This is a genomic window from Lentzea indica, from assembly GCF_012184385.1.
Lineage (GTDB): Bacteria > Actinomycetota > Actinomycetes > Mycobacteriales > Pseudonocardiaceae > Lentzea > Lentzea indica.
Window position 1 is genome coordinate 1 of record NZ_VSRL01000353.1, and the last position, 7,453, is coordinate 7,453.

The 7,453-nt window shown below is 70.9% G+C and carries 8 protein-coding genes; 3 read left to right on the plus strand and 5 right to left on the minus strand.

The window, feature by feature from the left end; translation table 11 throughout:
* Window positions 1-111: 111 nt before the first annotated feature.
* On the minus strand, window positions 112-678 hold the full coding sequence (locus FXN61_RS45370) for a hypothetical protein (RefSeq protein WP_167980003.1): 567 nt from the start codon (window positions 676-678) through the stop codon (window positions 112-114).
* A gap of 152 nt (window positions 679-830) precedes the next feature.
* Here FXN61_RS45370 and FXN61_RS45375 point away from each other — a divergent pair, with 152 nt between their 5' ends.
* Both FXN61_RS45375 and FXN61_RS45380 read left to right on the plus strand, forming a co-directional pair.
* Window positions 831-1,355, plus strand: coding sequence for a hypothetical protein (locus tag FXN61_RS45375; RefSeq protein ID WP_167980004.1), 525 nt, complete (start codon window positions 831-833; stop codon window positions 1,353-1,355).
* Between the two features lie 83 nt (window positions 1,356-1,438).
* Window positions 1,439-2,647: a hypothetical protein gene (locus FXN61_RS45380; RefSeq protein WP_167980005.1), complete on the plus strand. Its 1,209-nt coding sequence runs from the start codon at window positions 1,439-1,441 to the stop codon at window positions 2,645-2,647.
* A 2-nt stretch (window positions 2,648-2,649) separates the two neighbouring features.
* Here the strand turns inward: FXN61_RS45380 and FXN61_RS45385 are convergent, their stop codons facing one another.
* A complete protein-coding gene (locus FXN61_RS45385; protein ID WP_167980006.1) occupies window positions 2,650-3,582 on the minus strand; it encodes an extracellular catalytic domain type 1 short-chain-length polyhydroxyalkanoate depolymerase in 933 nt (310 codons plus the stop codon).
* A gap of 150 nt (window positions 3,583-3,732) precedes the next feature.
* On the opposite strand from FXN61_RS45385, the gene FXN61_RS45390 reads away from it, so the two are divergent.
* A complete protein-coding gene (locus FXN61_RS45390) occupies window positions 3,733-4,560 on the plus strand; it encodes a PaaX family transcriptional regulator (protein WP_167980007.1) in 828 nt (275 codons plus the stop codon).
* An 8-nt stretch (window positions 4,561-4,568) separates the two neighbouring features.
* On the opposite strand, the gene FXN61_RS45395 is transcribed toward FXN61_RS45390, so the two are convergent.
* The 3 genes from FXN61_RS45395 to FXN61_RS45405 form a co-directional block, all read right to left on the minus strand.
* A complete protein-coding gene (locus FXN61_RS45395; protein ID WP_167980008.1) occupies window positions 4,569-5,513 on the minus strand; it encodes an acyltransferase domain-containing protein in 945 nt (314 codons plus the stop codon).
* Window positions 5,514-5,543: 30 nt separating this feature from the next.
* Window positions 5,544-7,085, minus strand: coding sequence for an acyl-CoA synthetase (locus FXN61_RS45400; RefSeq protein WP_312878501.1), 1,542 nt, complete (start codon window positions 7,083-7,085; stop codon window positions 5,544-5,546).
* Between the two features lies 1 nt (window position 7,086).
* The coding region (locus FXN61_RS45405) for a zinc-binding dehydrogenase (protein ID WP_167980009.1) at window positions 7,087-7,453 on the minus strand (367 nt) is incomplete at its 5' end.

Sequence of the window (7,453 nt, forward strand, 5' to 3'; positions counted from 1 at the left end):
CTTGGATGGGAACTTGGGGACGTCGGCGGGCGCTCGGTCACGGCCTGCCCCGGCGCGGCCGGGTCGACGGTCGCGGACGCGGACGCTTCTCGAGTTGGATGGCCGATCGCGTCAGGTGGTGGCCGAGGCGTCGTGGATGTCGCGGGCCAGCCGGTTGCGCTCGGTCGCCGCCGACAGCTCCGCGACCCGGGCCGTCGCGCGGCGTTCCCTCGTCGCGACCTCCGCCATTGCGATCGCCAGCACCAGTCCCATGCCGAACATCAGCAGGTCCGACAGGTACGTCGCGTCGCGGTACCAGCCGGGGACCCACACCGCGAATCCCGCGACGAGCAGCGCGAGGCACAGGCCGCCGAGGGCCAGGCCTGCTCTCCTCCCGAACGTCAGGTAGGCGGTGAACGGCACCAGCACGAACAGCGCCCGTGACAGGCCCGACTCGTCCAGCGCCGCCACCGCGAAGAACAACGCCAGCCGCGCCGCCAGGAACAACAGTGGCCAGCGGTCGAGGCGGCGCTCGGCGACGTCCAGCACGGCGACCGCCGCGAGCCCGGCGACGAAACCGGCCAGTCTCAGCGGGTCGCCGTCGCCGAGGCCCGCGAGCGCGTAGTACAGCCCAGCCAGCAGCACGATCCCGTAGACCGCGCCGGACACCCACGGAACGCCAGACCTCACGCTCGTCACGCCAGCGAGGCTACGGCGCACCGGGTGTCGCTGTCAGGAGCCGGAGGACACATGACCTCTGGCTGCCCGGTCTTGGCCGCCGTGCACTTCCGGCCGGGTCACCGCCGCTCGTAGCGTCCGACGTGAACCTGTTGTCTCCCAAGGAGATTCGCATGACACTGGACAAACTGGCGCGGTGGACCGGCGTGCTCGCGGGGCTGTTCATCGGTGTGCCCGGCGCGGTCGAGGCCGTCACCGGTGAGACCGCGGCCACGAGCTTCGTGCTCGGCATCGCTCCCGCGCTGGCGCTCCCGCTGCTCACGGCGCTGTACCTGCGGCAGGGTGGCGAGCGGTGCGGCGCGTTCGGGACCGTGGCCTACACCGTGAACATCGTCGGGCTCGGTCTGTTCGGCGGCGCCGCCTTCACGCTCAACCTCGCGTTGTTCTTCATGGACCAGCCGGTGCTCGGCGGGCGACCCGGCTCGCGTTGCTGGGCAGCGCGGTGGTGTTCGCCGTCGGGTCGGTGCTGTTCGGGATCTCCATGGTGCGGGCACGCGTCCATCCCAAGACTCCCGCGGTGGCGTACGCGGTGGCGCTGCCGGTGCTCGCGCTCGCCGCGCCGCTGCCGGACTCCTTGCTCACCAGCGCCATCCACGTCGCCGCGGGTGCGTCGGTCACCTGGCTGGCCGCGTCGCTGAGGACGACCCGAGAAACGGCCGTCACGTTCGCCCCTCACAGGACGATCAAGGAGGTGTAGCCCCGGAGAGGAAAGGTCGGCGTCATGAGTCAGACCGATCCGGACGTGCACGAGCTCAGCGAGGACATCCCGCCGGTGGTCGCCGACGTCGACCGGATCGCGGCGCACGCCGACCCCGTCGTCCGCAACCTCCAGATCACCCACTGCTACCACCGGTTGTCACGGGCGCTGGCCACCCGAACCGGCGGGACCGCGAACTGGTGCACGTTCGCGGTGTGGGCGTCCAAGCAGGTGGGGCAGACCATCCGGCAGGAGGACCTGGCGCGCACGGTGGAGCGCCTGCTGAAGTCCTCGCCAGAGACGGCCGCCAGTGTCGACCTGATGGTGCGCAGTCTGCGGCGGGCCGTTCCCCGGGAGGTCCTGGACCGCGCCCACGGGTTGGTGCGTCAGGCCGTGGTGACGACCGCGCGGCTCGACGACGTCAGCGCCGCGTCGGCACGGGGCAACCTCAAGGTCTTCGAGGAGATCGCGCGCGAGTTCGCCCGCTTCCTCACCGAGTTCGGCGACGGGACCACCGGCGAGGACGAGCGACGGATCGGGGAGTTCTGCGACGCGCTGCGGCCCGGTGAGCCGCCAGAGGGGCAGCGCTACCTCCGGCAGGCCTTCACGCGGTACCACCGGGCGATGGCCACCCGCGACCAGAAGCGGCGCGCCGAACTGCTGCTCCTGGCGAACATCGAGATCGGGCTGCACGAGCAGACCCGGCTGCAGCCGGAGATCGCCGCCGCGCTGGAGGCGCCGGTGGTCGACCCCCGCGAGCTCGAACGCCGCCTGTTCGACCTGTTCCTGCCGGGCAACCGGGTGGTCAGGTGGCTGCGCCTGGGGCTGCTGACCGTGCTCGGCAGGCGCGCCGCCGTGCGCATCGCTGGCGAGCACCTGGCCGACCAGGCGCGCTTGCTCGTCCGCCGAGCGGTGACCAAGCACCTGATGACCCTGGCGCTGCCGGGCGGTGAGCTGCTCGACCTGAGCGAGGACCTGCCCGCGACGTTCCCGCCGCTGCTCGCGGAGCTGTCTGACCCGGAACTGCTGGCACTGCTGAAGGTTGTGGACCCGACGGCCGACAGCCTGCTCGGCACGGCCGCGCGGGACTGGGCCGACCTGCCCGACCGGATGCACTACATCGCGGACATGTTCCGCTGCCACGCCCTGCGCGGCGACCTGCTCGACCCGCCGTTCACCGCCGAGCAGGTCGAGGCCCTGACCAACGGGCGTCGACCTGCCGGTGCGCTGTAAACCTACGGCTTCCCGAGTCGGCCGGTGATGCCGAAGAACTCGATGGCGGTGGCGGCCATGCCCGTGGACGGCAGGCTGTGCCCGGCGCCCTGGATGCTGTAGGCCTCGACCCTGTCGGCGTAACGGCGGCGGTTCCAGTTCGGCCGCGGGGTGTCGGTGGACGTCGGTGTCTGGCTCAGGCCGAACACGTTGGTCCACTGCTCGATCGACTCCTGCAGCAAGGAGTACGGCACGAGCGTGTCGGCGGTGCCGTGCCACAGCTGCATTTTCGGACGGGGACCGGTGTAGCCGGGGTAGGCCTGCCGGACCGCGTCGCCCCACTGCTGCGGCGTGCGGTTCATGCTTCCGCCGGTGCACTTGCTGCGGCCAGGCGGGAAGTCGGCGGCGTTGGCGAAGCAGTTGAACGGGACGCCCATGAACGCCGCGCCCGCCTTGAAGACGTCCGGGTAGAGCGCGAGCATCTCGTTGGTCATCATGCCGCCGGAGGACGAGCCGGTGGCGTAGACCCGGTTCGGGTCGCCGCGGTAGCGCTGCTGGACGAAGGTCACCATCGAGACGATCGAGACCGGGTCGCTGCCGCCGCCGCGGCGCTTGGCCGCGTCGGACCAGGTGTCGAAGCACTTGCCGAAGCCGGCTTCCTGTTGCGCGCTCGGGTAGATCACGATGAACCCGTGCCTGTCGGCGAGCGAGGCGAACTCGCTGCCCGCGTAGAAGCCGGGGCCGGAGCCTCCGCAACCGTGCATGGCGACCACGATCGCGGGGTTGGCCGGGCGGGTGTCCGGCACGTAGACGTGCATGCGCATCCGGCCGGGGTTGTTGCCGAAACCGTTCACCTCCACCAGTGCCGCGGCGGATGCCTGCGGTGACACGGCTACAGCGAGGGTGATCAGCAGGGCGTTGACGAGTGTGATGAGGGTGGTTCTGCGTGCGGTCATCGTCGACCTCCGGTCAGGGATTCCGGATCCCCCCGGTCCCGAAGGTAGTCAGATCGATGACGGTCGTCAATTCTTTGACCAACGACGTTCGACGAACAATGTTCCGGAGCTGGGCTAACGTCGAACCGTTCGGGCGAACGGAGGTGGCGGATGTCGGCGGCTGTGACTTCTCCGGACGGCGTGTTGGCCGTACGCCCGGAAACGGCGGTGCTCGCCCTGTTCGGTGATCACGTGCTGGATCGCGGTGTGGCCGTGTCGACGGTCGGCGTCGTGGCCGTGCTCGGGAGCCTCGGCATCGGTGAGCACGCGACGAGGACGGCGCTGAGCCGGATGGGACGGCGCGGCCTGCTGCGCACGGTCCGCCGGGGGCGTCAGGCGTTTCTCGGGCTGACCGAACACGGGACCGCGGTGCTGCGGGACGGGCGGCGCAAGCTCGACAGCGAGATCGTCGAACGGCACTGGGACGGCCGGTGGACGCTGCTGACGTTCTCGGTGCCGGAGAGCCGGCGTGCGGACCGGCACGCTCTGCGCACCCGGCTGGGCTGGTTCGGGTTCGGGCCGTTGCGCAGCGGGCTGTGGGTCTCGACCTCGGACGCGGACGTCTCGGCGACGCTGGCCGAGCTCGACCTGCTCGAGCACGCCGAGGTGTTCAGGGCGGAGGCGTTCAGGTGGACCGACCCCGCGCGGATCGCCAGGGAGGCCTGGGACCTGCCGGGGATCGCCGCGGGGTACGAGGGGTTGCTCCAGCGGTGGTCGGGCGGGGCCTTCGAGCATCTCGACGAGTTGTCCAGGCGGATCCTGCTGGGCGCGGAGTGGTTGCTGCTGATCCGCCGCGACCCGGTGCTTCCGTCCGTCCTGCTGCCGGAGGACTGGCCCGGTGTGCGGGCAGCGGCACTGTTCCGCACGCTGCGCCGCCGGTGGGAGCGTCAGGCCGACGAGCGGGCGGCGCGGCTTCTCGAGTTCATTGTGGACGGTTGACGCTTCAGCTAGAGAGGGAAGCTGCCGCGGTGCCACTGCCAGTGGCGGCCGGCCTTCAGGTGGTCGACGACCGCGCGCTGGAGCACGGTGCGGCGCGGCAGCTGGTCGAGCGGCGTGTTCAGGGTGCGGAACACGAACCGCAGCACCTCGACGTCGGCGTCCAGCCCTTCCGGCTCCTCGTAGGGCTCCAGCTGGAACCTCTGCTGGAACCGGACGATGTTGGAGTCCCCAGGCAGGTACTCCCGCAGCTGCGGGTCAAGCAGCCACGAGCCGCAGGAGAACGCCGTGTAGCGCTCGCCGGGAAAGTGGCGCGGGAAGAACGCGTGGGCCTCGTCGAGCGACGAATCGACCGCCTCCGGGGTCATCGGCCCCGACGCGGGAACGTGCAGGCCGATGGCGGTGCCGCCGCGCTGGTGCTGCAGCCGGCCCAGCTCGTAGACGCCGCCGCGCGTGTGCAGCGTCAGCCAGCTCTGCATGACCGGCCAGCCCTCGCGGTGCATCCGCCGGTCGATCGCGAGGTTGCGGCCCAGGTCCGCGAGGGTCGCCCACGACACGGCATCGGCGATGCCGTGATCGCGGTGGTATCTCAGGACGACGTCGATCAGGGCCAGATACGCGTACACGTAGAGATGCCGCCAGGCGTGGCCTCGTTCGCGCGGTAGCTCCGGGCCTGGCTCCAGCCAGCCGTGGCCCCCGAGATCGGCGCGAACCAGGGCGATCGAGCGGTCGAGCAGCCAGCGCAGCTCCGGAGTCCACAGTGGAGAACCGGTGTCGGGCCAGCCCGCCATGATCTCGGCGGCGTCGTCCGGCCGCACCGCGAGCCTGGCGAGGAGCGCGGGCGCGTCGGCCTTGGCAGGCAGCGGAGCCGACGGGAGGTCGCCGGCGAGCCGATGCACACGGTCGACGTCCTCGACAGGCGCCCCGAGCCGGGCGGCGGTCTCGTCCAAATCCACGTGGACGACCCTACTGGCCGGAACAACTTGTCACTCGGCTCCTTCCACCGGTGCGAAGGAACGAGCGGCCATCGCGCGCAGCTCGACGCGGCGGATCTTGCCGGTCGCGTTGCGCGGCAACGTGTCGACGAAGCACAGGTGCCTGGGCACCTTGTAGCGGGCGAGGTTCGCCTCGAGGTGGCTGCGCAACGCGCTCTCGGAGAGATCGGTGCGGGTGACGACGTAGGCGACGCCGACCTCGCCCCAGCGCTCGTCGGGCACTCCGACCACCGCGCACGACTCGACCTCGTCGAGCTGCACGATGACGGCCTCGACCTCGGCGGGGTAGACGTTCTCCCCGCCGGAGATGATCAGGTCCTTGACCCGGTCGACGACGTGGGTCCAGCCGTCGTCGACGCGGACCACGTCGCCGCTGCGGAACCACTCGCCGTCGATGAAGCTGTCGAGGGACTCCTGTGGCCGGTTCCAGTAGCCGGCGAACACGTTCGGACCGCGCACGAGCAGCTCGGCGGGCTCAGCGCCGAACGGTGTGGCGCGCTCGTCGTGGCCGAGCGCGGCCATGTCGGTGAAGAAGTGCGGGACACCCGCGGAAAGCGGGTGTTCCGGCGTGCCGTCGTGGGTGCCCATCGACACGCCGGGGGAGGCCTCGGTCATGCCGTAGCCCTGCAGCAGCCGGACGCCGCGGTCGAGCCACGCCCGCGCGACGCGTTCCTGCACCGGCGAACCGCCGTAGAGCACGCAGGTCAGCGAGCTGAGGTCGGTCGTGTCCCAGGACGGGTCCTGGCACATCATCTGCAGCATCGTGGGCACAGCGGAGAAACCGGTGATCCCCGCCTGCTCGATGCGCGCGAGGATCACGCCAGGATCGAACTTCGCGACCGGCTCGACGCTGCCGCCCTTGAACAACGTCGGCAGGGTGATCTGGCCGAGGCCGACGCAGTGGAACAAAGGCGCGATGCACAGCGCCCGGTCGGTGCTGAGCACGTCGAAGTGCGCGAGCTGGTTGACGGTGTTCCACGTCAGGTTGCCGTGCGTGAGCACCGCGGCCTTCGGTTTCCCCGTCGTGCCCGAGGTGTAGAGCAGCAGGCACGGGTCGTCGAACGTCACCCCGGCGGCGGGAGGCTCGCCGCCGGCTGCGATCTCGGTGTTGATCTCCGCGTCGAACTCGGAGGTCCGCAGCACGCGCGGCAGAGCCCCGGCCGCCGCGACGAGCTCGTCGGCGTCCGCGCTGTGCACGAGCAGGGACGCGCCGCAGTCGGCGAGCATGTAGCCGATCTCCACGCCGGACAGGCGGTGGTTCAGCGGCACGAAGATCGCCCCGCACAGCGCGGTGGCGAACAACGTCTCGAACACCGTGATGTCGTTGACGCCGAGGTAGGCGACCCGGTCGCCGCGCCGCACCCCGAGCCTCGTGAGCGCGGCGGCCAGCCGGTCGACCCGATGCGCGAGCCCGGCATAGGTCAGCGTCCTGTCCGCCTGCACGAGTGCGGTGCGGTGCGGTGAGATGCGGGCCCGCCGCGACGGCCAGCTGCCGAGCCCGGTGTCGGCAGGGCCGATGCTCGATGAGGTCACTTCACACCCGCAGCACCGGTTTGATCGTCACGCCCGACAGCACGTCCGCGATCGCCTGCTGGATGTCCCCGAAGGCGTAGTGGGTGACCAGCTTGTCGATCGGCATCCGGCCGGTGGTGACGAGCTCGACGAGCGTCGGGATCAGCGACTGCGTCTCCGCGTCGCCCATGGTGAGCCCGACGACGGTGCGGCCGGGCAGCATGAAGTTCACGTCGACGGGCACCTGCGTGCCGAACGCGGGTGCGCCGACGATCACCGCGGTGCCGCGGCTCGCGAGGCAGGAGATCGCCGTGCCGAGCACACCGGCGTTGCCGGTGGTCTCCACGACACCGTCGGCGCCGCGGCCGGACGTGAGCTTCGCGACCGCC